The sequence below is a fragment of the Pantoea sp. SGAir0215 genome, from assembly GCF_043543215.1.
Window position 1 is genome coordinate 3,965,395 of sequence record NZ_CP028031.1, and the last position, 26,571, is coordinate 3,991,965.

The 26,571-nt window shown below is 55.8% G+C and carries 25 protein-coding genes; 18 read left to right on the plus strand and 7 right to left on the minus strand.

The features are described 5' to 3' along the window. Positions 1–374: 374 nt before the first annotated feature. A complete protein-coding gene (gene mgtA, locus C1N64_RS18490; RefSeq protein WP_058702300.1) occupies positions 375–3,077 on the minus strand; it encodes a magnesium-translocating P-type ATPase in 2,703 nt (900 codons plus the stop codon). A gap of 644 nt (positions 3,078–3,721) precedes the next feature. On the opposite strand from mgtA, the gene C1N64_RS18495 reads away from it, so the two are divergent. The 6 genes from C1N64_RS18495 to speG are packed head-to-tail and all read left to right on the plus strand — an operon-like array spanning position 3,722 to position 9,255. Further along, positions 3,722–5,296 carry an ABC transporter substrate-binding protein gene (locus C1N64_RS18495; RefSeq protein WP_033739429.1) on the plus strand — a complete coding sequence of 525 codons (1,575 nt, stop codon included), beginning with the start codon at positions 3,722–3,724 and terminating at the stop codon, positions 5,294–5,296. Further along, a complete protein-coding gene (locus C1N64_RS18500) occupies positions 5,296–6,348 on the plus strand; it encodes an ABC transporter permease (RefSeq protein ID WP_394515088.1) in 1,053 nt (350 codons plus the stop codon). The genes C1N64_RS18495 and C1N64_RS18500 overlap by 1 nt, the downstream gene beginning before the upstream one ends. Then, positions 6,345–7,202, plus strand: coding sequence for an ABC transporter permease (locus C1N64_RS18505; RefSeq protein WP_262959391.1), 858 nt, complete (start codon positions 6,345–6,347; stop codon positions 7,200–7,202). The genes C1N64_RS18500 and C1N64_RS18505 overlap by 4 nt, the downstream gene beginning before the upstream one ends. Further along, positions 7,192–8,019 (plus strand): ABC transporter ATP-binding protein, encoded by an 828-nt coding sequence (locus tag C1N64_RS18510; protein ID WP_033739435.1) that lies wholly within the window; start codon positions 7,192–7,194, stop codon positions 8,017–8,019. The genes C1N64_RS18505 and C1N64_RS18510 overlap by 11 nt, the downstream gene beginning before the upstream one ends. Next, a complete protein-coding gene (locus tag C1N64_RS18515; RefSeq protein WP_394515089.1) occupies positions 8,012–8,695 on the plus strand; it encodes an ABC transporter ATP-binding protein in 684 nt (227 codons plus the stop codon). The genes C1N64_RS18510 and C1N64_RS18515 overlap by 8 nt, the downstream gene beginning before the upstream one ends. Positions 8,696–8,709: 14 nt before the next feature. Continuing rightward, positions 8,710–9,255 (plus strand): spermidine N1-acetyltransferase, encoded by a 546-nt coding sequence (speG, locus tag C1N64_RS18520; protein WP_006120674.1) that lies wholly within the window; start codon positions 8,710–8,712, stop codon positions 9,253–9,255. Here the strand turns inward: speG and C1N64_RS18525 are convergent, their stop codons facing one another. The 4 genes from C1N64_RS18525 to C1N64_RS18540 all read right to left on the minus strand — a co-directional run bounded on the left by C1N64_RS18525 (position 9,256) and on the right by C1N64_RS18540 (position 12,576). Further along, a complete protein-coding gene (locus C1N64_RS18525; RefSeq protein ID WP_006120675.1) occupies positions 9,256–9,675 on the minus strand; it encodes a hypothetical protein in 420 nt (139 codons plus the stop codon). A gap of 96 nt (positions 9,676–9,771) precedes the next feature. After that, positions 9,772–10,707 carry a homocysteine S-methyltransferase gene (gene mmuM / locus C1N64_RS18530; RefSeq protein WP_162286424.1) on the minus strand — a complete coding sequence of 312 codons (936 nt, stop codon included), beginning with the start codon at positions 10,705–10,707 and terminating at the stop codon, positions 9,772–9,774. Then, positions 10,697–12,103 carry an S-methylmethionine permease gene (gene mmuP, locus C1N64_RS18535; protein WP_006120677.1) on the minus strand — a complete coding sequence of 469 codons (1,407 nt, stop codon included), beginning with the start codon at positions 12,101–12,103 and terminating at the stop codon, positions 10,697–10,699. Before mmuP ends, mmuM begins: the two co-directional genes overlap by 11 nt. A gap of 137 nt (positions 12,104–12,240) precedes the next feature. Then, entirely contained in the window at positions 12,241–12,576 is a 336-nt protein-coding gene (locus tag C1N64_RS18540; protein WP_006120678.1) for a DUF2002 family protein, read from the minus strand. Positions 12,577–12,727: 151 nt separating this feature from the next. Here C1N64_RS18540 and C1N64_RS18545 point away from each other — a divergent pair, with 151 nt between their 5' ends. The 9 genes from C1N64_RS18545 to emrB all read left to right on the plus strand — a co-directional run bounded on the left by C1N64_RS18545 (position 12,728) and on the right by emrB (position 22,407). After that, complete coding sequence (locus C1N64_RS18545) at positions 12,728–13,045, plus strand: DUF883 family protein (protein WP_033739441.1); 318 nt, start codon at positions 12,728–12,730, stop codon at positions 13,043–13,045. A 292-nt stretch (positions 13,046–13,337) separates the two neighbouring features. After that, a complete protein-coding gene (locus C1N64_RS18550; protein ID WP_006120680.1) occupies positions 13,338–13,580 on the plus strand; it encodes a redoxin NrdH in 243 nt (80 codons plus the stop codon). 4 nt (positions 13,581–13,584) lie between these two features. After that, positions 13,585–13,989: a class Ib ribonucleoside-diphosphate reductase assembly flavoprotein NrdI gene (nrdI, locus tag C1N64_RS18555; RefSeq protein WP_006120681.1), complete on the plus strand. Its 405-nt coding sequence runs from the start codon at positions 13,585–13,587 to the stop codon at positions 13,987–13,989. Beyond that, positions 13,968–16,106 carry a class 1b ribonucleoside-diphosphate reductase subunit alpha gene (gene nrdE / locus C1N64_RS18560; protein WP_394515090.1) on the plus strand — a complete coding sequence of 713 codons (2,139 nt, stop codon included), beginning with the start codon at positions 13,968–13,970 and terminating at the stop codon, positions 16,104–16,106. The genes nrdI and nrdE overlap by 22 nt, the downstream gene beginning before the upstream one ends. A 10-nt stretch (positions 16,107–16,116) precedes the next feature. Further along, positions 16,117–17,076 (plus strand): class 1b ribonucleoside-diphosphate reductase subunit beta, encoded by a 960-nt coding sequence (gene nrdF / locus C1N64_RS18565; RefSeq protein ID WP_394515091.1) that lies wholly within the window; start codon positions 16,117–16,119, stop codon positions 17,074–17,076. A 456-nt stretch (positions 17,077–17,532) separates the two neighbouring features. Further along, positions 17,533–18,732 (plus strand): MFS transporter, encoded by a 1,200-nt coding sequence (locus C1N64_RS18570; protein ID WP_162286425.1) that lies wholly within the window; start codon positions 17,533–17,535, stop codon positions 18,730–18,732. Between the two features lie 271 nt (positions 18,733–19,003). Then, the gene (gene mprA / locus C1N64_RS18575) at positions 19,004–19,534 is read left to right on the plus strand and encodes a transcriptional repressor MprA (protein ID WP_033739447.1); all 531 of its coding nucleotides are present in this window, start codon (positions 19,004–19,006) and stop codon (positions 19,532–19,534) included. A 148-nt stretch (positions 19,535–19,682) separates the two neighbouring features. Then, on the plus strand, positions 19,683–20,855 hold the full coding sequence (gene emrA, locus C1N64_RS18580) for a multidrug efflux MFS transporter periplasmic adaptor subunit EmrA (protein WP_033739448.1): 1,173 nt from the start codon (positions 19,683–19,685) through the stop codon (positions 20,853–20,855). A gap of 16 nt (positions 20,856–20,871) precedes the next feature. Beyond that, positions 20,872–22,407 (plus strand): multidrug efflux MFS transporter permease subunit EmrB, encoded by a 1,536-nt coding sequence (emrB, locus tag C1N64_RS18585; protein ID WP_039340119.1) that lies wholly within the window; start codon positions 20,872–20,874, stop codon positions 22,405–22,407. A 58-nt stretch (positions 22,408–22,465) separates the two neighbouring features. On the opposite strand, the gene C1N64_RS18590 is transcribed toward emrB, so the two are convergent. Next, positions 22,466–23,515 carry an NAD(P)-dependent alcohol dehydrogenase gene (locus C1N64_RS18590; RefSeq protein WP_033739450.1) on the minus strand — a complete coding sequence of 350 codons (1,050 nt, stop codon included), beginning with the start codon at positions 23,513–23,515 and terminating at the stop codon, positions 22,466–22,468. Between the two features lie 111 nt (positions 23,516–23,626). Between C1N64_RS18590 and C1N64_RS18595 the strand changes: the two genes are divergently transcribed. Continuing rightward, on the plus strand, positions 23,627–24,019 hold the full coding sequence (locus tag C1N64_RS18595) for a winged helix-turn-helix transcriptional regulator (RefSeq protein ID WP_394515092.1): 393 nt from the start codon (positions 23,627–23,629) through the stop codon (positions 24,017–24,019). Positions 24,020–24,085: 66 nt separating this feature from the next. On the opposite strand, the gene C1N64_RS18600 is transcribed toward C1N64_RS18595, so the two are convergent. Then, positions 24,086–25,201: a tRNA/rRNA methyltransferase gene (locus C1N64_RS18600; protein ID WP_367143727.1), complete on the minus strand. Its 1,116-nt coding sequence runs from the start codon at positions 25,199–25,201 to the stop codon at positions 24,086–24,088. Positions 25,202–25,361: 160 nt separating this feature from the next. On the opposite strand from C1N64_RS18600, the gene trxC reads away from it, so the two are divergent. Together trxC and C1N64_RS18610 are read left to right on the plus strand one after the other, a co-directional pair. Beyond that, on the plus strand, positions 25,362–25,781 hold the full coding sequence (gene trxC, locus C1N64_RS18605) for a thioredoxin TrxC (protein WP_039340125.1): 420 nt from the start codon (positions 25,362–25,364) through the stop codon (positions 25,779–25,781). Between the two features lie 82 nt (positions 25,782–25,863). Beyond that, positions 25,864–26,544: a tRNA-uridine aminocarboxypropyltransferase gene (locus C1N64_RS18610; protein WP_033739452.1), complete on the plus strand. Its 681-nt coding sequence runs from the start codon at positions 25,864–25,866 to the stop codon at positions 26,542–26,544. Positions 26,545–26,571: the final 27 nt, after the last annotated feature.

The window sequence follows — 26,571 nt, forward strand, 5'->3', positions numbered from 1 at the left end:
CGGCCGGGTGTGGTATGCATGGCCACTGAGCAAAATCTTCTGACGTGGCGGGCAGTGTGCATTACCGGCCGGGGAAACGGGCGGCGTTCAGATACGTGTCCGTTCGCTGAGCTAACACGCATGATGACGGCAGATCCCTCCAACCCGGATATTGTCAGGTCAGGTTAAATAATTTCGCTGTAATTGTATCAGAGAACGCCACGGCAAGAGCGGGAATGGCAGAAAGGTTCGTCTACGTTATCGACATCACGTTTTTTGCAATGATGTAGCACAAGTTCACGAAGACGGGCCGTGCAGATGCGCACAGAGAGAAAACCGGTCAATGCCCCCTCACCTTGCGGCATTGACCGGCGATGTTTTTACGGCTGAAGCATTTAATACCAGCGGCCAAAGCGTTTGATGTACGCCATCTTCATTCCCTGCGCCACCAGACAGTAGCTAAACAGGGTGAGCACCAGCCAGGGGAAATAGTGCCAGGGCAGCGGAACTAATCCCACCAGCGTACCCAGCGAAGAGAACGGCAGCAGGATACCCGCCGCACAGATACCCATCGTGGTCAGCAGCACCGGCAGCCGGGCGCAGCTTTGAATAAAGGGAATTTTCTGCGTCCGCAACATATGCACCACCAGCGTTTGAGACAATAACCCTTCCACAAACCAGCCAGACTGGAAAAGCGACTGGGCGCTTTCATGATTTGCCCCGAAGACGTACCACATCAGCGCAAAGGTCGTGACATCGAAAATAGACGATGTTGGCCCCATCCACAGCATAAAGCGCTTGATGTTACCAGCATCCCACTTACGCGGTTTACGTAAAAACTCGCGATCCATCTTGTCCCAGGGCAGAGCCAGTTGAGAGATGTCATACATCAGGTTCTGAATCAGCAACTGGATAGACAGCATGGGCAGAAAAGGAATAAATGCGCTGGCAATCAGTACGGAGAACACGTTGCCGAAATTCGAGCTGGCCGTCATGTTCAGATACTTGATGATATTGCCGAAGGTTTCGCGCCCTTTGAGGACACCTTCGCCCAGCACAGCCAAATCTTTTTCCAGCAAGATAATGTCCGATGACTCTTTGGCAATGTCCGTCGCCGTATCGACAGAGATCCCCACATCAGCCTCGCGCAGCGCAGGCGCATCGTTGATGCCATCGCCGAGGAAACCGACGGTATGACCATTCTGCTGCAGCAGTTTAAGCACGCGTGACTTTTGCTGCGGCGTCAGCCGGGTGAAAATCATGCAGCGCTCCACTTCCGTGCGCAGCACCGCGTCGCTCATGTCATCAATCTCATTGCCGGTCAGCATGGCTTCAGAAGCCAGCCCCACTTCCTGACAGACGCGCAACGTCACCAGCGGATTGTCGCCTGTCAGCACTTTGACCTTCACGCCACTGTCTTTCAGCGCCTGAATCGCTTTGCCCGCGCTCTCCTTAGGCGGATCCAGAAAGGTCAGCATCCCTTCAATGGTCAGCTCGCACTCATCATTGCTGCTGAGTGGCAGCGCTATGCCGTGCTCACGGGTTGCCACCAGGAGGACGCGAAAGCCTTGCTGATTATAATGCTGCGTCAGGTTCAACAGTTCGACGCGTTTCTGTTCGCACAGCGGAATGACCGACTCGCCCTGACGTAGTGTGGTCGCAGCAGCCAGCATTTCCTCGACCGCCCCTTTGCAGATTAACAGTGGACGGTGCGTTTGCAGATCTTCCACCACCACAGAGACACGACGGCGGACGAAGTCAAAAGGCAGCTCATCCACCTTCTGAAACTGGCTGCACTGGGCCGCAGACAGGGTTTGCTCTCCAAATTTAAGTACCGCGCGGTCCATCAAATTTTTTGCCCCGCTCTGGCTGCTGCTGTTGAGCCAGGCCAGCAGCAATACGCGCGCATCCTCTACGCCTTCCCCGTTCAGATGCGCCGACAAAAAAATGTTGTCCTGCGTCAGCGTGCCGGTTTTATCGGTACACAGCACATCCATTGCACCGAGGTTTTGAATCGCGTTCAGCCGTTTAACGATGACTTTGCGCCGTGACATCGCAATCGCGCCTTTGGCCAGATTGGCACTGACGATCATCGGCAGCATTTCGGGGGTCAGACCGACGGCAACCGCCAACGCGAACAAGGTGGCGTCCATCCAGTCGCCTTTAGTAAAGCCGTTGATCAGTAAGACAACCGGCACCATCACCAGCATGAAGCGGATCAGCAGTCTGGACACGCTGTTTACGCCACGGTCAAACGCGGTCTGCGGACGACGACCTGAGAGCGAGGCCGCCAGCGAACCAAACCAGGTTTCACTGCCGGTGGCGACGACCAGTGCGCGAGCCGTGCCGCTGGCGACATTGGTCCCCATCAGACAGCTGTTTCTGAGCTCCAGTACGCTGCGACCGGGCTGCTCTGCGATCTCTTCACCTGCGCTGAGATCGTTTTTCTCAACGGGCAGCGATTCACCGGTCAGGATCGCCTGGCTGATAAACAGATCGCGCGAGGCCAGCAAGCGCACGTCGGCCGGCACCAGATCGCCCGCACTCAATAAAATCACATCGCCGGGCACCAGTTCACGCATATCGATATCGTGACGGCGGCCAGTCGTGCTGCCTTCTTCACGACGCAGTACGGTAACCTGCGTGCGAACCAGCGACTTTAAAGCCTGCGCGGCGCGGTTGGTACGGAACTCCTGCCAGAAACGCAGCAGTCCACTGAGCGTTACCATGGTAAGTATGATGATCACGCCAGACAGATCGGTGTCCTGACCGGCCCGCAGCGGTAGCCAGTAATCGGTTACCCAGCTGACCAGTGCCAGCACCATCAGCACATAGATGAACGGATTGTTAAAGGCCAGGATCAGCTGGACAAACGCGGAAGGCGCTTTTTCATGCACCACCTCATTGCGACCATAATCACCCAATCGCGCCCGGGCTTCCGTGTGCGTCAGGCCCTCATAGCTGCTGTGGAGGTTGCTCAGCGTGACATCGGTGCGATTGCGTGCTTCGCGTTCAATGGCAAAGGGCGTTTTGGTTTTTTTAAGTGCACGCTGGCGGTTGTGAATCATCGCGGCGTGTTCGAGTTTCATGTCGCTCATGTCGACATCTCCCTGATTTAAAGCAACAGATATCCTGCATGCGAAATAAAGCATGCCTGTATGTCCGGTTATTTCCGGTAAAGAGGTTCAGTCAGTTTTTAATAAATAAGCGCGCACGTCCGCCGCGCAGAAAAATAAAAATACCGCGCAATACCGTACCTGGCGAAATAAACGCACAAAAAATGACTGTATGAGAAAGGGTGCGCAGCCAGCGGCTACGCCTGTCGAGGCGGAGGAAAAAGGGCCTGAATATACATAAACATAATGCGCTCTCGCAGTGACTACAGCGTTTATTTCAGGGAGAGCAATCGGATCGTACAGGGAAGATTGCTGCCCGCCAGGTGGCAAGCAGCGAAATGCAGTTAGCTTGCCGGAGTAATAACGTATTTAGGGTGACTGTCCAAAGTATGACTCCTGCGACTATTTTCGCTTAGTATAATCCCAGCCCCGTTCGGGTAAAGAAAATAACGGTTCAATCCCGGTTTCGTTTATTAACCGTTGTGACTTCAGCATGACCGCCTGATCAGCCTTATAACTGTGCTGCATTTTTTATAACTTTTTTGCATATCATTAGCCCATAATCGACTATTCTTTGCATGAGCCCTTTCGTACACTCGCGTTACTTTCTCAGGCAAGGATTTTCCATGAAAAAAATAATTCCATCATTACTGGCCTTGTCACTGGCCACCGCATTCAGCGTTAACGCCGCCACACCAAAAGATACCCTGGTCGTCGTACAGTCAACAGACGATGCAGACAGCTTTGATCCGGCGAAAGGGTTTGAACTGACCAGCGTGCAAGCGTTTACCAACATTTATCAGCGCCTGGTGCAGTCGGATCCACAAAACCCCACAGATTTAAAACCGACCCTGGCGACATCCTGGCAGCCAGGTAGCGATAACCGCAGCCTGACGTTTGCATTGCGTAAAGACGCCAAATTCGCCAGCGGCAATCCCCTGCGCCCGGAAGATGTGATCTTCTCGCTGGGGCGCGTGGTGAAACTGAATCTGGATCCTTCCTTTATTCTGACCCAGCTCGGCTGGAACAAAGATAATGTGGATGGCTTCCTGAAAAAGGTTGATGACAACCATGTGCAGATTAGCTGGACGGCGAACGTCAGCCCGGCTTACGTTCTTAGCCTGCTGTCCGCACCGGTTTCCTCCATCGTCGATGAAAAAACTGTCAGCGCGCACGCCGAAAAAGGCGATTTCGGTAACGGCTGGCTGGCCACCAACTCTGCCGGTAGCGGCCCTTACCAGATTCGTAAAGTGGTGATGCATCAGGCCGTCATCCTGACCGCCAACCCGACGTCACCGGCCGGCGCGCCGAAGATTAAAAATATTCTGATCAAAAATGTGCCGGAACCGGCGGCCCGCCGGTTGCTGCTTGAGCAAGGCGACGCCGACATCGCCCGTAACCTGGGGGCAGACCAGATTGCCTCGCTGCAGGGCAAAAGCGGTGTGAAAACCGACGCGATTCCGATGGCCTCGCTGTATTACATCCAGTTCAACATCGGCAACAAAAACAACCCGGCGTTAAAAAACCCGGCCTTCTGGGAAGCGGCACGCTACCTGTTCGACTATAAAGGCATTGCCGGACAGCTGCTGAAAGGGCAGTTCGATGTGCACCAGACGTTTCTGCCGAAAGGTTTTCTGGGTGCCTTAAACGACAACCCGTACAGTTACGATCCGGAAAAAGCGAAAGCGATCCTGAAAAAAGCCGGCCTGACGAATGTCAGCTTTACCCTGTCCACCAGCAATCAGCCCCCGTATCTGGATATTGCCCAGGCACTGCAGGGCAGCTTTGCTAAAGGCGGCGTAAAAGTGGAAGTGTTGCCGGGACTGAGCTCTGAAGTTTCTACCCGCGTCAAAGCGCATAACTACGAAGGCACGATCAACGCCTGGGGCGCAGACTACTTTGATCCGAATACCAACGCCTCGTCGTTCGCCTACAACCCGGAAGATGGCAGCAAGACGATTGCTTACCGTTCTGACTGGCATATTCCAGAGCTGAATAAGCAGGTGCTGGCTGCAACCGCGGAAAGCGATCCGAAAAAACGCGTTGAACTTTACCAGGCGATGCAACGTGAAGTGCTGAAAAGCTCGCCTTATGTTATTGGACTGCAGGCGAAAAACCTTATCGCCCTGCGCGATAACCTTAAAGGCTACGTTCAGGGCATTAACCCGGACATGGTTTACTATTCGCAGGTTACTAAGTAATGGCACACTCTGCCTCTTCTGCCGGGTCCGCCCGGCATTTTTGGCGGCGCGCTGGCCGCCTTTCATCAGGCTTACTGTCACTGGTAATCACCCTGTCAGGATTGCTGGCGTTTACCTTTATGCTGTCGCATCTCTCGCCGATCGATCCGGTACAGCAAATCGCGGGCGATCATGCCAGTGAAGCGACCTATGCGCAGGTTCGTCACGATCTCGGGCTGGATCAGCCGGTACTGATGCAGTTCTGGCACTACATTGCGCATCTGATGCGCGGCGATCTCGGCGTTTCCCGTCTGACGAATCAGCCCGTCAGCAGTGACCTGTTGCAGACGTTTCCGGCCACCATTGAGCTGGCCACCTGCGCAATGATTTTTGCCGTGATTTTTGGCGTTTCTCTGGCGTTGCTGGCCGCCTGGAAACCCGGCAGCGTGATCGATAACGTGGCACGCTTTATCTCCCTGTTGGGTTACTCTGTGCCGGTCTTCTGGCTGGGCCTGCTGGGCTTATTGCTGTTTTATGCGGTGCTGCACTGGTCTGCCGGACCGGGACGGCTGGATGATATCTGGGCCTATACGCTGGAGCCGAAAACCGGCTTTGTGCTGGTTGACAGCTGGCTGTCGGGCGACCGGGAAATTTTCTGGAACGCGGTGGCCCATCTCTGGTTGCCGATGGTGATTTTGGGCCTGCTGGCGATGGCGGGCATTACCCGTTTGCTGCGCGCGGCGCTGCTGGAAGAGAGCAGCAAAGAGTATGTGGTGCTGGCGCGGGCAAAAGGCGCGGGCCGGGTACGGATTCTGCTGCGCCATATCTTCCCGAACGTGCTGGGTACGCTCATTACCGTGATTGCGCTGTCCTACGCCACGCTGCTGGAAGGCTCGGTGCTGACAGAAACCGTGTTCGCCTGGCCTGGCGTAGGGCGCTATATGACCAATGCGCTCTTCTCTGGCGATGTGCCAGCCATTCTGGGGGCCACTCTGTTGATTGGAAGCTGTTTTATTCTGATCAATGCGCTGGCGGACGCCCTCACCTGGTTAACCGATCCGAGAACACGATGACGCAACAACTTACTGAACTTGAAACGGTGCGACCACGACGCAGCCGCCGACGCATCACCTCGTTAACCATCGGGTTAACGCTGGTGGCGATTGTCATTCTGATGGCAGTGCTGGCACCGTTCATCGCGCCTTACGATCCCAATCTGCAAACCATCTCCAGCCGCCTGCTGCCGCCTTCGGCTGCACACTGGTTTGGCACCGATGGCTTTGGCCGCGACCTGCTCTCACGGGTGATCTATGGCGCACGTCCGACGCTGCTGCTGGTATCACTGATTCTGATCCTCACTATCCCGGTGGGCCTGCTGGTGGGCATTACCGCCGGCTATACGGGCGGCTGGACCGAGCGCGTCTTAATGCGCATCACTGATATTTTTCTTTCACTGCCAAACCTGGTGATTGCCCTGGCGCTGGTTTCCATTATGGGACCGGGCCTGATGAACGGTGCGCTGGCGCTGGCGCTGACCAGTTGGCCGCCGTTTGCCCGTCAGGCGCGCGCCGAAACCCTGGCGCTGCGGCGCAGTGACTATCTGGCCGCCGCCCGTATGCAAGGCATTACCGGCTTTCGCCTGATGTTCGGCCATATTCTGCCGCTGTGCCTGCCCACCGCCGTGGTGCGCGCGGCGCTGAGCCTGGGCGGGATTATCCTGGCCGCTGCCGGACTGGGCTTTCTGGGCATGGGCGTGCAACCGCCTACCGCCGAGTGGGGCTCAATGGTTGCGGAAGGCAGTAAGGTGATCTTTGACCAGTGGTGGGTGGCGGCGGCTCCCGGCGCGGCCATTCTGTTTGCCAGCCTGGCGTTTAACCTGACAGGCGATGGCCTGCGTGACCGACTGGATACCCGACATGCAAAATAACATTCTTGTGGAGTCACTCAGCATCCGCAGCGAGGCGGCGACGCTGGTCGACAATATCAGTTTCTCCATCGGGCGGGAGCGCGTGGCGCTGGTTGGTGAATCCGGTTCGGGTAAATCGCTGACCGCCCGGACGTTAATGGGCTTACTGTCCCCTGCCCTGCATCTGCAGGCCAGCCAGCTTCAGGTCGCGGGTGAAAATGCCCTGGCCCTGAACGAGCGCGGCTGGAGTAAGCTGCGGGGCGAGCGCGTGGCCATGGTCATGCAGGACCCCAAATATGCGCTGAATCCATCACGGACGATCGGCTGGCAGGTGGAAGAGCCGCTGATTCTGCACCGTCGCCTGAGCCGCGCAGCGCGCAAAGAAAAGGTGTGCGACATGCTGGATGCCGTCGGCCTGCCTAATCCGCGCCAGTTGATGCAGGTTTATCCGCATCAGCTGTCCGGCGGGATGGGACAACGCGTGATGCTGGCCATCGCCCTGATTACCGATCCGGCCTTTTTGATTGCCGACGAGCCGACATCCGCACTGGATCACGCCATGCGCGATCAGGTGCTGTCGCTGATTCGTGAGCTGGTGGAGTCCCGCAACATGGGCCTGCTGCTAATTAGCCATGATCTGCAACAGGTCTCAGAGCACTGCGAGCGCGTGATGGTAATGTACAAAGGTCGCGTGCTGGATACGCTGCCTGCGGCGGATTTGCCGCGCGCAACCCATCCCTACACTCGCACGCTGTGGTCCTGCCGCCCCAGTAAAGCCACGCACGGACAACCACTACCGGTGCTGGACCGCGCAGCGCTGGAGGCTCACCATGATTAATCTGCAACACCTGAGCGTGTCACACAAACAGGGTTACGATCTGCGCACCGTCGTACACGACGTTAACCTGCAGGTTAACGCGGGCGAGTGTTTTGGTCTGGTCGGCCCGTCTGGCTGCGGCAAGTCATCGCTGCTGTGGGTGATGGCCGGACTGAACCCGCACTGGCAGGGGAATATGGAACTGGCAGTGCACAAAGTCCTGCCGGGCAAAAGCTTTACCGGCGCGCTGCGTCAGGAGGTGCAGATGGTGTTTCAGGATCCCTATGCCTCCCTGCATCCCCGCCATCGCCTGCGCCGTACGCTGTCCGAGCCGCTCAAACTGCTGAAACGGGACAACATCGACGATCGTATTCATGAGGGATTTCGCCATGTGGGGCTGGAGCCGTCGCTGGCCGATCGCTATCCTCATCAGTTGTCCGGCGGTCAGCGCCAGCGTGTAGCTATCGTGCGCGCCCTGTTGCTGCAGCCCAAAATACTGCTGCTGGATGAGCCAACATCGGCACTGGATATGTCAATCCAGGCTGAGATTCTCAATCTGCTTAACGATCTTAAGCGTCAGGATGGTCTGACGATGGTGCTGGTCAGCCACGATCCCGATGTGATTGATCACATGTGTGACCGTGCCGTCCGGATGGCGCAGGGACGGATCGTTGAGCAGATTGCCGACTCAGCCTGATGCAAGGAAAAACCATGAGCATCCGACTTCGCCCACTGGAACGAGAAGATCTTCACTTTGTGCATCAGCTGGATAACAACGCCAGCGTCATGCGCTACTGGTTCGAAGAGCCGTATGAAGCCTTCGTGGAATTGTCCGATCTGTACGATAAGCACATTCACGATCAGACCGAACGGCGCTTCGTGGTTGAGCATGAGGGGCAAAAAGCGGGGCTGGTGGAGTTAGTGGAGATTAACCATGTTCACCGCCGCGCTGAATTTCAGATCATCATTGATCCGGCGCATCAGGGCAAAGGTCTGGCCACCCAGGCGGCGAAGCTGGCGATGGATTACGGTTTTTCCGTGCTGAATCTGTATAAGCTCTACCTGATCGTCGATCAGGAAAATGAGAAAGCCATCCACATCTACAGCAAACTGGGCTTTGAGATTGAAGGCGTGCTTAAACACGAATTCTTTATCAATGGCGAATACCGCAACACCATTCGTATGTGCATTTTCCAGCATCAGTATCTGGAACGCCATAAAGCACCGGGCGGTATGGTAAAACCTACCGCCCAGTAATCAGCCGCGTGCGCCGACCGGGTTCATGTAAGGCTTTGGATGCTCGGGCTCCAGGTTATACATGCCCCCGTAGAACGGATCGACCAGCAGCCAGCCGGGGAAGCCCAGCAGTGGAATATTCCCCAGCAGGTACCACAGGTTGGCACGGGCTTCGATCGGCACCGTGACGGGCACATAGCCCGGACTTTCCAGCATCAGCAAATAGTGCTTTTTACCAAAATAGCGATGGGTGGATTTTTCCAGGATGACGGTTTTTGGCGTATAGCCTTCCGCAACCGGACGACCAGTTTCATCCTGTACGGTAAAACGCGCGCCGGGCGGCTGCGAATCGATCAGAACCGATTGGGTTTCGTTGCCAACAATGGTGGCGCAACCGCTCAGTAGCATCGCGGCAGCGAGAGCCAGAATGTGCTGTTTCATGGCAGGATCCGATAAAAGTCAGGAAGCACAGTGTAAACCGCCCTTCCCACCTTTTCATCCTTCTCAATCGGGCTATCATCGCCCGATTCTGCTGCTTTATTGCGGTTGACAATGGCGGGCAATCGCCGCGATGTCACGGGGTGAGGTGCGGCAGCAGCCGCCAATCAGTCGGGCGCCGGCCTGCTGCCATTCGGCAAATTTGTCATGCAGCGTGCAACCTGAGGGCGCGGAGTGCCAGCTTTTGCTGTTGGCATCGTACTGCTCACCCGAATTGGGATACACCACCAGGGGCTTCTCTGTCAGGCGCTGAAGCTGCTGCAGAGCGGGTGTGACACTGTCCAGCGCGATGCAGTTGATCCCCACGGCAATAACCTGCGACTGCGCATTCAGGTAGGCCGCAACGTCACGCAGCGGCGTACCATCGCTGAGGTGTTCCGCATCACGCAGCGTAAAGGAGAACCAGGCACAGCTGTCAGGGAATTCGCGCAGCAGGTTGACCAGCGTCTGCGCTTCGGCAAACGAAGGCAGGGTTTCACAGGCCAGCACATCCACGCCCGCTGCCAGCAAGGCAGCTATCCGGGGGCGATGAAACGCCATCATCTCGGCTTCGGGCAACGTATAGTCGCCGCGATATTCCGACCCGTCCGCCAGAAACGCGCCATAAGGGCCCACCGAGCCTGCTACCAGCAATATCCTGTCGTCTGTCTGCGTCGCCAGGTAATCTGCGCGGGCACGTTGAGCCAGTTCGACGCTTTGTGCGATCAGCGCCAGCGACTGCTGTTCGTTCAAACCTCGTGCCGCAAAGCCTTGTGGCGTCGCCTGATAGCTGGCAGTAATCGCGCAGCGCGCGCCAGCAGCAAAATAGTCATAGTGCACCTGGTAAATCAGCTCAGGATTTTCCATCAGCACTTTCGCGGACCACAACGCATCCGTCAGATCGCAGCCCCGGGCTTCCAGCTCAGTCGCCAGCGCCCCATCCAGAATCAACGGAGCAGTCTGCTGCAGTGCGTGTGATACAGGATTACGCGACATCTCTGGCCTCCTTAGCCTGTGATTTTTTGTGGGTCACATGGTAAGCGCCATAGCAAAACAGCACAAACGGAATTCCGCACCACAGGGCAATGCGCTGTGAGGGATCAAACGCCAGCCCGGCACAGGCCAGCAGGCAGAGTAAAAAGCCCAGAATCGGCGTAAACGGATAGAGCGGCGCGCGGTAAATCAGGTCCGCTGGCGCTTTGCCCTGCTGCACATGGCGGCGACGGAAAACATAGTGCGATGCACAGATGCTGAGCCACACCGCCACGACGGCAAAGCCAGAGATAGCAGACAGCGCCACAAATACGGTGTCCGGCGCGACCACACTGGAAAACAGCGCCAGCAGCCCGCCAATCATGCTGACGGTGATAGCCAGCAGCGGTACGCCACGTTTATTTACCCGGGCGAAGGCGCGCGGCAAGGTGTTTTCATTGGCCAGCGACCACAGCATCCGGCCCGAGGCATACAGGCCCGAGTTCGCCGCTGACAGGATGGCCGTGAGAATAACAAAGTTGATGATATCCGCTGCCCATGGAATACCGATTTTCTCAAACACCAGCACAAACGGGCTTTTGACGATACCGGCCTGATCCATCGGGATCAGCGCCGCCAGCACGAAGACGGTGCCGACAAAGAACAGGATGAGACGAGCAACGGTGGTACGAATAGCCAGCGGCACGACTTTTTGCGGGTTTTCGGTTTCACCGGCGGCAATACCGATTAACTCAGTGCCGGAAAAGGCAAAGTTCACCGCCACCATGGTCATGATGATCGGCAACACACCGTTGGGCAACCAGCCGTGAGCGGTAAGATTGCTCAGTCCGGGTGCTGGCGTACCGTCCTTCATGGGAATAAACCCGAACATGGCTGCACCGCCCAGGACGATAAAGGCGACAATGGTGATGACTTTGATGATGGAAAACCAGAATTCCCCTTCCGCAAAGAAGCGGGTAGAAATCACGTTCAGCAGATAGATGGCAATACAGAAGACCAGGCACCAGATCCAGACCGGCACATGCGGAAACCAGTACTGCATACAGAACCCTGCCGCCGTCAGGCTGGACCCCAGCGCGACGGTCCAGGTCAGCCAGTAGAGCCAGGCCACGGTATAGCCGGTTGCCGGACTCAGATAGCGGGCCGCATAGACGTGGAATGCGCCGGTTTCGGGCATCGCCACGGACAACTCGCCCAGGCAGGCCATGACCAGCCAGACCACCAGCGCGCCAATCAGATAAGCCAGCAGCGTACCGGCGGCCCCTGTCGTGGAAATGATGTAGCCGGTGTTAAAAAACAGGCCCGTACCGATCACGCCGCCCAGCGATAACATCACCAGGTGGCGTACTTTCATGGTTCGCTTGAACTGACCCTGCGAAGACGTATTCTGCTCGCTCATAAACCTCATCCGTATGGACGTCTAAACATCTATATGCAGCAGATTTATACGCGTCGTCGCGCCGAAATGCAACGGGCGAAGCGGTAAGGTGCCAGAAAGGCCGGGATCGGCGCCCCGTGATAACGGGGCGGAATGCGTTAGCCAAACACGCTTTGCAGGTAGCGTTCCAGCGCCATTCGCGAACTGAAACCGTGCGGAATACCGTAGTGTTCCTGCGTATCACCGGCCAGGTAGAGAGGGAACTGTGTGTAGTGATCACAGGTTTTCATTTCTGAGGCCGGTTCGGCGAAGGGCTGACTTTTTTCTTTTAACGTCGGGTGGATGACCAGCGCCGTGCGCCCCATGCGCGCTTCGCGATTGACGTAAACATAGTTGTCGCCACGACGATAGCCGTACGCACGGGGGGTAATTTCATCGACTTCAAAGCCCACTTTTTCCAGGACGCGCGCTACCTCATCTGGTCGTAAATACATGCTTGATCCTCTCCTCTTCAAAAGCCACGCAACCTTACATCAGCGTGGCTGTACGGGCATTCGGAATTTTCCCTAAAGGGTCGTCCCGCGCCTCGTTAAGCAAAACGTGGTCTACACTGAGTATTACGTGTTAATGACAAGGGAGCCAAAAATGTTTAATCGAACGCAAAAAAACGATGACATTGATATCAATCAGGATGTTAATGAGTTGGCAGATTCACTTGAAGCCCTGCTGAAGTCTTACGGCAGCGAGGCCAAAGACGAAGTCAATTCTGCGCGCAGTCAGGCTGAAGCCCTGCTTAAGCAAACCCGGGCAAAACTGAACGGCGGCGGTAACCGTGTCACGCAGGTGGCCCGCGATGCCGGCTATCAGGTTGACGCGTATGTCCATGACAAACCCTGGTACGGTGTCGGTATCGGCGCGGCCGTCGGCATTGTATTAGGCGCACTACTGGTTTCACGCCGCTAACGCTGTTCCACACCGTTATCATCCGCCTCGCTCACTGAGCGGGGCTTTTTTATGCCTGTTTTTTAATCAATCAGCTTTACAAATTTATTTTTCGGGTGGCAGAGCGCGCCAGGCCTGACTTGCCGCGATAATCGCGATTAACCCTACATATGGTGCTATTGACCGCCATAAATACTACATCTAGTATTCATTTCATTGTCAGCCCACAAGATGTTTGCACGAACGAAGCCTGATTCAGGGATATACACGTCGTTATTCGCAGCAGGACCGCAATGAAAGAGGAATACGAATCATGCGCATTATTATTTACACTAAAAACCACTGTGTCCAGTGTAATGCCACGAAGAATGCACTGGATCGCCACGGCATCGATTACCAACTGATCAATCTGGATACCCAGCCGGACGCAATCGACAGCCTGAAAGCGCTGGGCTATCGCCAGGTGCCCGTGGTGATGACCCATGACGATCACTGGAGTGGCTTTCGTCCTGACAAGATAGCCCGTTTAACCCAAACCACGACCATCGGCGGGTAGTCACATGTTCCCACTGGTCTATTTTTCCAGCCAGTCGGAAAACACCCATCGGTTTATTACCCGTCTGGGCCTGCCCGCGCACCGCATACCGATTGAGAGTAAGCAACCGCTGCATATTCACCAGCCTTATATTCTGGTGGTGCCGAGCTATGGCGGTGGCAGTCATCGCGGCGCCGTGCCCAGACAGGTGATTCAGTTTCTTAATGATGAAGCCAATCGTCGCGGTCTGCGCGGCGTGATCGCGGCCGGTAACCGTAACTTCGGTGAAGGCTACTGCCTGGCGGGCGACATCATTGCTAAGAAATGCCAGGTTCCCTACCTGTATCGGTTTGAACTGATGGGAACGCCGGACGATATCGCCAATGTAAAAGCGGGAGTAACCCAATTTTGGCAACAACAGACACTCTGAACAACGTTGCGCTGGACTACCATGCGCTGAACGCCATGCTGAATCTTTACGACGCCGATGGCCGTATTCAGTTTGAAAAGGATCAGCAGGCGGCGCGACAGTTCCTTATTCAGCACGTGCAACCCAATACGCTGCACTTTGCCAGCGTAGCCGAGCGCCTGCGCTATCTGGTTGCAGAAGGCTACTATGAAGCGGACGTGCTGAATCAGTACGATTTTGACTTCCTGTGTGCCCTGCACGATGAAGCCGACGCATGGGGTTTTGAGTTCAAAACCTTTTTAGGCGCGTGGAAGTACTACACCAGCTACACGCTGAAGACATTTGACGGCAAGCGTTATCTGGAAACCTTTGCGCAGCGTGCCTGCATGGTGGCACTGACGCTGGCACGGGGCGACGAAAGCCTGGCACGCGCAGTACTGGCGGAAATCCTCAGTGGCCGTTTTCAGCCTGCCACGCCGACGTTCCTTAACTGCGGCAAGCAACAGCGCGGCGAGCTGGTTTCCTGCTTCCTGTTGCGTATTGAAGACAATATGGAATCGATTGGCCGGGCGGTGAATTCCGCCCTGCAGCTGTCCAAACGCGGCGGCGGCGTGGCGTTCCTGTTGTCGAACCTGCGGGAGGCCGGTGCGCCGATTAAGCGCATTGAAAACCAGTCTTCCGGCGTCATTCCGGTCATGAAAATGCTGGAAGATGCGTTCTCCTATGCTAACCAGTTGGGCGCACGTCAGGGAGCGGGCGCAGTCTGGCTCAGTGCTCACCATCCTGACATTTTACGTTTTCTGGATACCAAGCGCGAAAACGCCGACGAGAAAATCCGCATTAAAACCCTGTCGCTGGGCGTGGTGATCCCGGACATCACCTTCCAGCTTGCCAAAGAGAATCAGCCGATGGCGCTGTTCTCGCCCTACGATGTGGAGCGGATCTACGGTCAGGCGTTTGGTGATATCAGCGTCAGTGAGAAATATCACGAGATGCTGGCGGATGACCGCATTCGTAAAACCTATATTCAGCCGCGCGATTTCTTCCAGACGCTGGCGGAAATTCAGTTTGAATCGGGTTATCCCTACATCATGTATGAGGACAGCGTCAACCGCGATAACCCTGTTGCCGGTCGCATTAATATGAGCAACCTCTGTTCAGAGATTTTGCAGGTGAACAGCGCCAGCGAGTTTAATGAAGACCTGAGCTACCGCCGCGTGGGAAAAGACATTTCCTGTAATCTGGGTTCCCTGAATATCGCGCATGCGATGGACTCGGGCAATCTCGCACAGACGGTGGATACGGCAATCCGCGCCCTGACGGCGGTATCAGAGATGAGTGATATTGCGTCCGTGCCTTCCGTTGCAGAAGGTAACCGGCGTTCCCATGCGATCGGCCTGGGCCAGATGAACCTGCATGGTTATCTGGCGCGGGAAGGCATCTTCTATGGTTCCCCGGAAGCACTGGATTTCACTAATCTCTATTTTTACTGTGTGACCTATTATGCGCTGCGCGCCTCGAATCAGCTGGCAAAAGCACGCCAGCAAACCTTCGAGGGTTTTGAGTCCTCGACCTATGCCACCGGCGCTTACTTTGACAAGTATCTGAACGCTGACTGGCAGCCGCGCACCGCCCGCATTGCCGCCCTGTTTGCCAAAGCGGGCATTACGCTGCCCGGACGTGAAGACTGGCTGGCGCTGCGTGAAGCGGTGATGACCTCGGGTTTATACAATCAGAATCTGCAGGCTATCCCGCCCACGGGGTCGATCTCCTACATCAATCACGCCACCTCCAGTATTCATCCGATTGTGTCGCGTATTGAGATCCGCAAAGAGGGTAAAACCGGTCGCGTATACTATCCCGCCCCCTTCATGACCAATGACAATCTGGCGTTCTATGAAGATGCCTACCAGATTGGGCCGGAGGCCATTATTGATACCTACGCTGAGGCAACCCGACATGTGGATCAGGGCCTGTCACTGACCCTGTTCTTCCGGGACGACGTGACCACGCGCGACATCAATAAAGCGCAGATATACGCCTGGAAGAAAGGTATCAAAACGCTCTATTACATTCGACTGCGCCAGATGGCCCTGCAAGGCACCGAAGTGCAGGGCTGCGTCTCCTGTGCACTGTGAGAAACCTGTTATGCAACTTCGACATATTCACGCGATTAACTGGAACCGGATTCAGGATGAGAAAGATCTTGAGGTCTGGAACCGTCTGACAAGCAACTTCTGGTTGCCGGAAAAAATCCCGCTGTCCAATGATTTGCCGGCCTGGCAGACGCTGGACAAGTCACAACAGCAGCTCACCATTCGCGTCTTTACCGGCCTGACGCTGCTGGACACCATTCAGAATGTGCTGGGCGCACCGGGGTTAATGCCTGACGCGCTGACGCCGCATGAGGAGGCGGTGCTGTCGAATATCAGCTTTATGGAGGCGGTGCATGCCCGCTCCTACAGCTCGATTTTTTCGACCTTATGTAATACCAGCGATGTGGATGCGGCGTACCAGTGGAGCGAAGAGAACCAGGCCCTGCAAAATAAAGCCGGGATTATCCTGACCCATTACCGCGCTGACGATCCGTTAAAGAAAAAAATCGCCAGCGTCTTTCTGGAGTCGTTTCTGTTTTATTCGGGCTTCTGGCTGCCGATGTACTGGTCCAGCCGCGGCAAGCTGACCAATACGGCGGATCTGATTCGTTTAATCATCCGCGATGAGGCGGTACACGGCTACTATATCGGCTATAAATACCAGAAAGCGCTTGAGCAGGTCGATGAGGTCCGCCGCGAAGCCTTACAGCAGTTCGCCATCGATCTGCTGCTGGCGCTGTATGAAAATGAAGTGGCCTATACAGAAGCGCTGTACGGCGAAACAGGCTGGGCAGACGAGGTGAAGACCTTCCTGCATTACAACGCCAATAAAGCGTTGATGAATCTGGGCTACGAGGCTCTGTTCCCGGCGGAGCTCACGCAGGTCAATCCGGCCATTCTGGCGGCACTGTCACCCAATGCGGATGAGAACCATGATTTCTTCTCGGGCTCAGGATCGTCTTACGTGATGGGGAAAGCGGTCGAAACCGAAGACGAAGACTGGAATTTTTAAGACGTTGTGTGCCGTGCTGTCAACGGCACGTTTCCCCTTAGCGAAGGGACAGGCGCGCGGCATTTTCACAGCGCGCTGAACCTTCCCTCTCCGTCCGCGGAACGGGTGCCGATCGCGCCACAATAAATGACGGTAACGATTTGGCCGCCGTTGCCAGGGTTAACCAGACCGATATCACTGCTCACGCACTGACCGCTCTCAGCATCGCGCTGCCTTTGGCATGGCGTTGAGAAACCCGTTTATTCCGACGCCAAAACGGGGCGCCGTACCCGGATCCAATCTGACAGAGGGATAAGTCTGTGCCTGCCACAACCCGAGAAATCGCGACCAACAAACCCGACGTAAACGGCTGTCGATCTTTACTGTTACCCGACCATCACATAAACATAGCTATCAAATTATTTTTTAGGTTATTATTAACGCCACATTATTATTCATCTTTGCTACTGACGACCTATGACAACGTCTCACCCTGGTTTATCTTCCGCGCTGGTGGGACTGATGTCCGTTGCCACGGGACTGTGCGTCGCCAGTAATTATTATATTCAGCCTCTGCTGCATACTATCGCCCTTCACTTTCACTTATCCGTCGCATTCGCCGGGTTTATCGTGACCAGCGCGCAACTCGGCTATGCCTGCGGTCTGCTGTTGCTGGTTCCACTTGGCGATATGCTGGAACGGCGTGGACTGATTGTTGCCATGATGGTGCTGGCGGCGCTTGGTATGGTGATCATTGCCCTTTCCTCCTCCTTTCCTGTGTTGTTACTGGGAACGGTACTTACCGGGCTCTTTTCTGTCGCGGCGCAAATTCTGGTACCGCTGGCAGCCACCCTGGCCCGCCCGGAAACACGGGGCAAAGTGACCGGCACCGTCATGAGTGGCTTGCTGTTGGGTATTCTGCTGGCGCGCACCGTAGCGGGCGGCCTGGCTCAGTTGGGCGGCTGGCAAACCGTCTACTGGGTCGCCAGCGTCTTAATGCTGTTGATGGCACTGGCGCTATGGCGCGCGCTGCCGCGTATTACCCCCTCGGTCTCGTTAAATTATCCGCAGTTGCTGGTTTCCATTTTCAGGCTGTATGCGGCCGACGCTGTTCTGCGCACCCGGGCCTTTACCGGTTGCCTGACGTTTGCCAATTTCAGCATCCTGTGGACCTCAATGGCCTTTCTGCTCTCTTCCGCGCCCTACGGTTATTCGGAAGGGGAGATCGGCTTACTGGGGCTGGTGGGTGCCGCTGGCGCACTGGCGGCCAGAAAAGCCGGGGTGCTGGCGGACAAAGGTAAAGCGAAACTGACCACCAGCATGGGCTTGCTGATTATGCTGCTGTCATGGAGCGTGACCGCCTGGGGCACGCAGCATCTTGCAGCTCTGATTATCGGCATTTTGCTGCTGGATCTGGCGGTACAGGGCGTGCATATCACCAATCAGAGCGTGATTTACGCGCGTCAGCCTGATGCCCGTAACCGCCTGAATGCCGGCTATATGACCAGCTACTTTATCGGCGGTGCGTTGGGTTCGCTGCTGTCTGCCAATGCCTATCATCTGGGCGGCTGGCATGGGGTTTGCGCAGCCGGTGCAACACTGACGTTACTGAATTTACTTGTCTGGTGGAGGAATCACCGCTTAGAGCAACCGAATAGCCAGAATAGTGTGATTTAGCCTGTTCAGCCGAGTGTGAGTTTGCTATGGTTGGCCCCAAAGTTATTCACGTCGGTTATTTTTTCTTTCGAAATCATTTGATGCCGTACCGTTTCGCTCTACGACCAACGCCTGTGATATCGATGCGCACCACCTTCACCCTGGGGTCAAGGACAGATCTTGAATCACCACAGTGGAACAGCCCGAGAACACCGCTTCTGTGTCCGGTGACTCAACAGTCATGCTGTCGCCGTGGTTACTATAAAAGTTGAAATTAGTGAGGTTTTTTCTAATGGAAAGTTCGTTTACTCCCATTGAGCAAATGTTAAACATCCGCGCCAATCGTCATGCGGATTTCCCCTTCCAGGAGATTCTTCTGACGCGACTCTGCATGCATATGCAAGGTAAGCTGCTGGATAATCGTAATAAAATGCTGAAAGAACAGGGCATCAATGAAACCCTGTTTATGGCATTGCTGACCCTGGATGCGCAGGAAGATCAGAGCATTCAGCCTTCTGAACTGAGCACCGCGCTGGGTTCATCACGTACCAACGCCACGCGCATCGCTGATGAGCTGGAAAAACGCGGCTGGATTGAGCGCCGTGAAAGTGCGCAGGATCGCCGCTGTCTGCATCTGCATCTGACCGACAAAGGTAATGCCTTCCTGCAGCAGGTTCTGCCGCCACAGCATCAGAGCCTGCAATATCTGTGGTCCGCTCTGACCGCTGACGAAAAGTCGCAGCTCGAAAGCATCACCCGTAAGTTGCTTACCCGACTGGATAAAATGGAAGAAGACAAACTGTCTGCCTCGTTATCACGGTAATAGCAAGATCTGCGACACAATCACCTGACGAAATCGTTATTTTAACCCTCTTTCATCCGGCCAGCGCTTAGTCGCTGGCTTTTTTGGCTCGGGCGAAGGCGAAAACGGACTTGACCTCGCCGACATAGTGGAAAACGTGGAGAAATACATGAGTGCATCAGAGGCGCAAAGCCCGCATCAGCCTGTGAACAACAAAAAGAAAAAGCGCAAAGGCGCACTGATTTTACTGGCGCTGGTGGTCGTACTGCTCGGCATTGCGTGGGGCGTATACTGGTTTTTAGTGTTGCGTCATTTTCAGGAAACGGATGATGCCTATGTTGCGGGTAATCAGGTGCAGATCATGGCCCAGGTATCTGGCAGCGTGAACAAAGTCTGGTTTGACGATACGGACTATGTCAAAAAAGGGGATGTGCTGGTGTCGCTGGATAAAACTGACGCACAGCAGGCCTTTGAAAAAGCGCAGACGGAGCTGGCTACCAGCGTTCGTCAGGTGCACCAACAGATGATTAATGCGAAACAGTATCAGGCCACCATTGCACTCCGTCAGACGGCGTTGGATCAGGCGCAGGCCGATCTGAAACGCCGCGAACCGTTGGGTGCGTCCAACCTGATTGGCCGTGAAGAACTGCAACATGCGCGCGATGCCGTGGCCTCCGCGAAAGCAGAGCTGGATGTGGCAATTCAGCAATACAACGCCAACCAGGCGATGATCCTGAACACCTCACTGGAAAACCAGCCGGCCGTAAAACAGAGCGCCGCGCAACTGCGTGACGCCTGGCTGGCACTGCAACGTACCGATATTCGCAGCCCGATGGACGGTTATGTCTCGCGTCGTAGCGTCCAGGTCGGATCGCAAATCAGCACCAGTACCCCGCTGATGGCTGTCGTCCCGGCGACGGATTTGTGGGTGGATGCAAACTTCAAAGAAACCCAACTGGCAGGCGTGCGTATTGGTCAACCGGCCACCGTTGTGGCAGATATCTACGGCGACGATGTGGTCTATCACGGCAAAGTGGTGGGGCTGGATATGGGCACAGGCAGCGCGTTTTCCCTGTTACCTGCACAGAACGCCACGGGCAACTGGATTAAAGTCGTTCAGCGCCTGCCAGTGCGCATTGAGCTGAACCAGGACGAAGTCGCGAAGCATCCACTGCGTATTGGCCTGTCAACGTTGGTCAAAATTGATACCGACAATAAAGACGGTAGCGTACTGGCAACCAGCGTACGTCAGCAGGCAGCTTACAGCACTAACGCGCTGGCCATTGACCTGGCACCGGTTAATACGCTGATCACCGATATCGTCCACGCGAACGCCGGATGATGAGCCGGAGGCTGTAATGGCACAAACACCGCTTAAAGGGATGCCGCTGGTCTTAATGACCATTGCGTTATCGCTGGCGACGTTCATGCAGGTTCTGGACTCTACCATTGCGAACGTTGCGATTCCGACGATTGCCGGTAACCTGGGAGCGTCCAACTCCCAGGGAACCTGGGTCATCACCTCATTCGGGGTGGCCAATGCTATCTCGATTCCGATTACCGGCTGGCTCGCCAGGCGCATCGGTGAAGTCAAACTCTTTACCTGGTCCACTATCCTGTTTGCGCTGGCCTCCTGGGCCTGCGGTATGTCAGAAAGCCTGGAGATGCTGATTTTCTTCCGCGTCATTCAGGGGATCGTGGCCGGTCCGTTGATTCCGCTGTCGCAAAGCCTGTTGCTGAACAACTATCCTCCGGCCAAGCGCAGTATCGCCCTGTCGCTCTGGGCGATGACGGTGATCGTGGCCCCGATATGTGGACCGATCCTCGGCGGCTGGATCAGCGATAACTACCACTGGGGCTGGATCTTCTTTATCAACGTTCCTATCGGGGTTGTCGTCATTATGCTGACGCTGCAAACCCTGCGTGGTCGTGAAACCCAGACACAGATTCGACCGATCGATACCGTCGGGCTGGTCCTGCTGATTGTCGGAGTCGGTTCGCTGCAGGTCATGCTGGATCGGGGTAAAGAGCTGGACTGGTTTAGTTCGACGGAAATCATCGTTCTGACCATTGTCGCCGTGGTGGCGCTCGTGATGTTGCTGATATGGGAGTTGACGGATGAGCATCCGATAGTCGATCTGTCGCTGTTCAAATCGCGTAATTTCACCATAGGCTGTTTGTCGATTAGCCTGGCCTACATGCTCTATTTTGGCTCGATTGTCCTGTTGCCGCAGTTGTTGCAGGAGGTCTACGGCTATACCGCAACCTGGGCCGGGCTGGCGTCGGCACCGGTGGGGATTATCCCGGTTATCCTGTCGCCGATTATTGGGCGTTTCTCGCATAAGATAGACATGCGGCAACTGGTAACGTTTAGCTTCATTATGTATGCCATTTGTTTTTACTGGCGAGCTTACACCTTTGAGCCCGAGATGGACTTTGCGGCCTCCGCCTGGCCTCAGTTTATTCAGGGCTTCGCGGTGGCCTGCTTCTTTATGCCATTGACGACAATCACGCTTTCCGGTCTGCCACCAGAGCGCATGGCCGCGGCATCCAGCCTGTCTAACTTTGTGCGTACGCTGGCGGGCTCGATTGGCACTTCCATTACCACGACAATGTGGACGGATCGTGAGGCAATGCACCACAGCAACCTCACCGAATCGGTGACGCCGTACAACATCAATGCGCAGCAGATGTACAGCCAGCTTGAAGGGATGGGCATGTCGCATCAGCAGGCATCGGCCTACATCGCCCAGCAGATCACCAATCAGGGGCTGATTATCTCTGCCAATGAGATTTTCTGGGCCTCGGCGGGCGTGTTCCTCGTCTTGCTGGTCCTGATCTGGTTTGCCCGTCCACCGTTCGGCGCAGGCGGCGGAGGCGGCGGCGCGCACTAGCGGCTGCCGCACTGTCTTCGCCGGTTCTGGCGTACCTGCCCGGTACGCCAGAACGTCCTTACCAACGCGTCGCTTTTATATCAATCACGAACCGGTATTTCACCTCCCCTTTCAGCATCCGCGCAAATGCCTCTTCTGTCTGCTCTCCGCGAATCAATTCAATGTCAGCCGTAATATTGTTCTCACCGCAGAAGTCCAGCATGTCCTGCGTTTCTTTGATGCTGCCAATAGAAGAGCCGCTGATGCTTAAACGGCGGAATACCATAGGCGTGATATCCGGTGAGGCGTGCGGGCTGTCGGGAATGCCCACCAGCACCAGACGGCCATTGGTTTTAAGCGTGGCCAGATAGGGATCCAGATCGTGAGGCGCGGCAACGCAGTCCACGATCAGATCCAGCGACTGCTGACAGGCCTGCATCTCTGCTGCATGGCGTGATACCACGACATGACGGGCACCAAGTCGGCGCGCATCTTCCGCTTTGTCGGGAGAGGTGGTGAACAGCGTGACGTCCGCACCCAGTGCGCTCGCCAGTTTTACCGCCATGTGCCCCAGCCCACCCAGGCCAATGACGCCAACCTTGTCGCCCGCTTTGACATCAAAGTGACGGAGCGGTGACCACACAGTGACGCCCGCACACAATAGCGGGGCCACGCCTGCCAGCGGCAAGTGCGAAGGAACAGATACGACAAAATCCTGATCGACGACAACGTGTTCCGCATAACCGCCCCGGGTGCGCTCCCCGGTATATTTATCTGTGCCGTTATAGGTCGCGGTGAAGCCAGCTTCGCAATACTGCTCTTCCTGCTGCTGACAAAAACGACAGGTGCGGCAGGCATCCACCATCACGCCCACACCGACAAGATCGCCGGGGGCAAAACGGCTGGCCTTTCCGCCGGTTTCAATAACCCGGCCCACAATTTCATGACCGGGTACTAATGGATAGTGGCTCACCGCCCACTCATTGCGGGCCATGTGCAAATCGGAGTGGCAAACGCCACAGTAAAGAATTTCGATTCTGACATCACTGGGCTGAAGCGGACGCAGCGCTATCTGGCCGGGCGTCAGGGGTTGTGTCGCATCGTGGGCGATCAGTGCATTGATTTTCATTGTGCCTCTCATCGTATCTGGCGTTATTTAACGGAAGGCGGCAAACTCTACTCAAATGGGTTCATTATTGATAGTAGTCACCCTTTGGTGACCATAGAAAGGAAGGACACTATGCCAGCCTGGGTTGACGGAAAACTGGTTTTTTATGTGGATTCGCCACCGCGCCGCCTGATGGATCTGTTTTCGGTGAAGTGGAGCACAATGGTGCTGCACGCGCTGTTTCACTGGCCAGGTGGCCGCGCACGCACGGGGGAACTGCAGCGAAGCCTGCAGGGAATATCGAAAAAGATGTTGTTTCAGACGCTAAAACAGCTGGAGCAACGCGGACTAATTTCCCGCCATGTTTATGACGTGGTGCCGCCTAAAGTGGAATATCAGTTAACGGCGCTGGGCAGAACCTTTGCGGAACCGGTGGAACAGCTTTATCAATGGGGACTGGAGAATCAACAGGTACTTGATGAGATGGATGCGCATTATCAGCGATCAAAGCCTGAGGGAGAGTAAAGCGCGGTAACGAACGGCATAGAGCATGATGGCGCATTGGCCGCGCCATCGTTTTGCTCGCACAGATTATGCGTTCTGACGCCACCATTCGGCTAACAGCACACCGGTCGCGACCGACACATTCAGACTTTCCACATTACCGGTGCCGCCAATTGACAGGCTCATATCGCCCTGCTGGAACGTGCTGTCGGACAAGCCTTCACGTTCCTGCCCTAACACCAGGACCATTTTGGCAGGCAGCTCGGCTTCAGACAGCGGCGTACCCTGATGGCTGGATGTGGTTACGATGGTGTAACCCGCTTTACGGAACGCGTCGAGGCCTTGCGTAAAGGTTGTGCCGCTGATGGCCTGAACGTGTTCCGCCCCGCCTTCCGCGGTACGAACTGCCGCGCCGGATTCCAGCAACGAGGCATCATTCACCAGCAGCCCTTTCACACCGAAATGTGCACAGCTACGCATGATAGCGCCAAGGTTATGTGGGTTACTGACATCTTCAAGGGCCAGCACGCAGTCTTTGCTTTCGGCCTTCTCCAGCCACGCGGCCACATCCATGCCCATGCGCTTTTTAATCAGGAAGCACACACCGCCATGGTGTTCGGTGCCGGAGGCTTTGGTGATCTCAGCGTCATCTACCACGTGGTAGGCTTTACGGTTCGCTGCCAGCCAGCGCAGCGCGTCGCGAAAACGCGGCGTAACGCTCTGCACAAACCAGGCACGCACGATGCTTTCGGGACGGCTCTGGAACAGCGCCTGACAGGCGTTTTCGCCATAAACCCGGGTTTCTTCCAGGCGCTGGCGGCGGATCTGCTCTACGTCCACGACACCTTTACCGCTGATGCCCGGGTTATCCGATTTGGGCTCATCGACCGGTGCACGGGAAACGGTGCGCCAGGGCGAATCACTGCTGCCGTAAGCGTCGCGGTTATCGCTGCTGCGATCGTTGCGGCGAGGTGCACTGTCATTGCGGCGTGGCGCGCTGTCGCTGCGACGACCTGTACTGCGTCCGCCGTCTTCACTGCGCTCAGTGCGTGGGCCGGATGAACGACGAGTGTCTTCACGGCGAGCAGCAGGACGGCCACCTTTGCCTGTACGAGGATTGGGCGCACGCGCGCTTTGCTCATCTTCGCCACGCACATACATGACTTTGACCTTACCACTTTTGCCTTTAAATTCGTCGTTCATTTCTTCCTCCTGCATTGAGAGCGCGAAGATTACCTGATGTGACTGCGCTTAGCTATCAACTATTGAACCTATAGAGCAATCCACATTGAGCGGATCTTATCACCCTTTCATAATGGACAATATTGAGCAAAGCGCTCTACATCATTATCAGAGGTTTTTTATGAATACGGTATGCACGTCTTGTCAGGCAACCAATCGCGTTCCCGAAGAACGGCTTGCCGATGGTGCCAAATGTGGTCGTTGTGGCGAAAGCCTGTTTTCGGGTGACGTGATCAACGCCACTGCCGCCACGCTGGACAGCTATCTGCAGGATGACCTGCCTGTCGTCGTGGATTTTTGGGCACCCTGGTGCGGCCCTTGTGTCAACTTTGCACCCGTTTATAAAGACGTCGCGCAGGAGCGTAGCGGTAAGGTTCGCTTTCTGAAGGTGAATACCGAAGCCGAGCCAGCCCTGAGCAGCCGTTTCCGCATTCGCAGTATCCCGACCATCATGGTGTTTAAAAAAGGCGAGATGGTGGATGTGCTGAACGGCGCGATGCCGAAAGCCCCCTTTAATGAGTGGCTCGACGAATCCCTGTAAGTCCCTGAGGCCAGCATCTGCTGGCCTTTTCCTTTTGTCCGACGCTTCGATTACACTACGCTTTTTCCTGTCCTGAAGAATCATGTCTGATAACGCCGTTTTACGTTTACGCAGCCAACGTCTGGCGCGTGCTACGCGTCCTTTTTTAGCCCGCGGAAATCGTGTGCTTCGCTGTCAGGGCTGTCTGTTGCCGGAAAAACAGTGCCTGTGCGACAGCATCGTTACACAGTCCGCCCGGAGCCGCTTTTGCCTGGTGATGTTTGATACCGAGCCGATGAAGCCAAGCAATACCGGCCGGTTGATTGCGGATGTGTTGCCAAATACGCAGGCCTTTGGCTGGTCACGCACGGAGCCCGATCCGCTGTTACTGGCGGCGGTGGCCGATGGGGCTTATCAGCCGATGGTGGTTTTTCCTGCCTCCTATGCGGATGACGGTCGCGAGGTTCTCCACGCGCCGCCGCTGTCGGGCAAACCGCCGCTGTTTATTATGCTGGACGGTACCTGGAATGAGGCGCGGAAGATGTTTCGCAAAAGCCCCTGGCTTGATCGTTTCCCGGTGCTGTCGCTCAATGTAACGTCCCCTTCCCGCTACACGCTGCGTGAAGCACATGGCGAAGGCCAGCACTGTACGGCAGAAATTGCAGCGGCATTACTGCAGCAGGCGGGCGACAGCGACGCAGCGCAGGCTTTATCCCGGCATTTCGAGCAGTTTCGCCAGGCTTACCTGGCCGGTAAACCGCACCATCCCGGTCAGAACCGATAACGTTAGCGGTCACGTACATGCGTGACG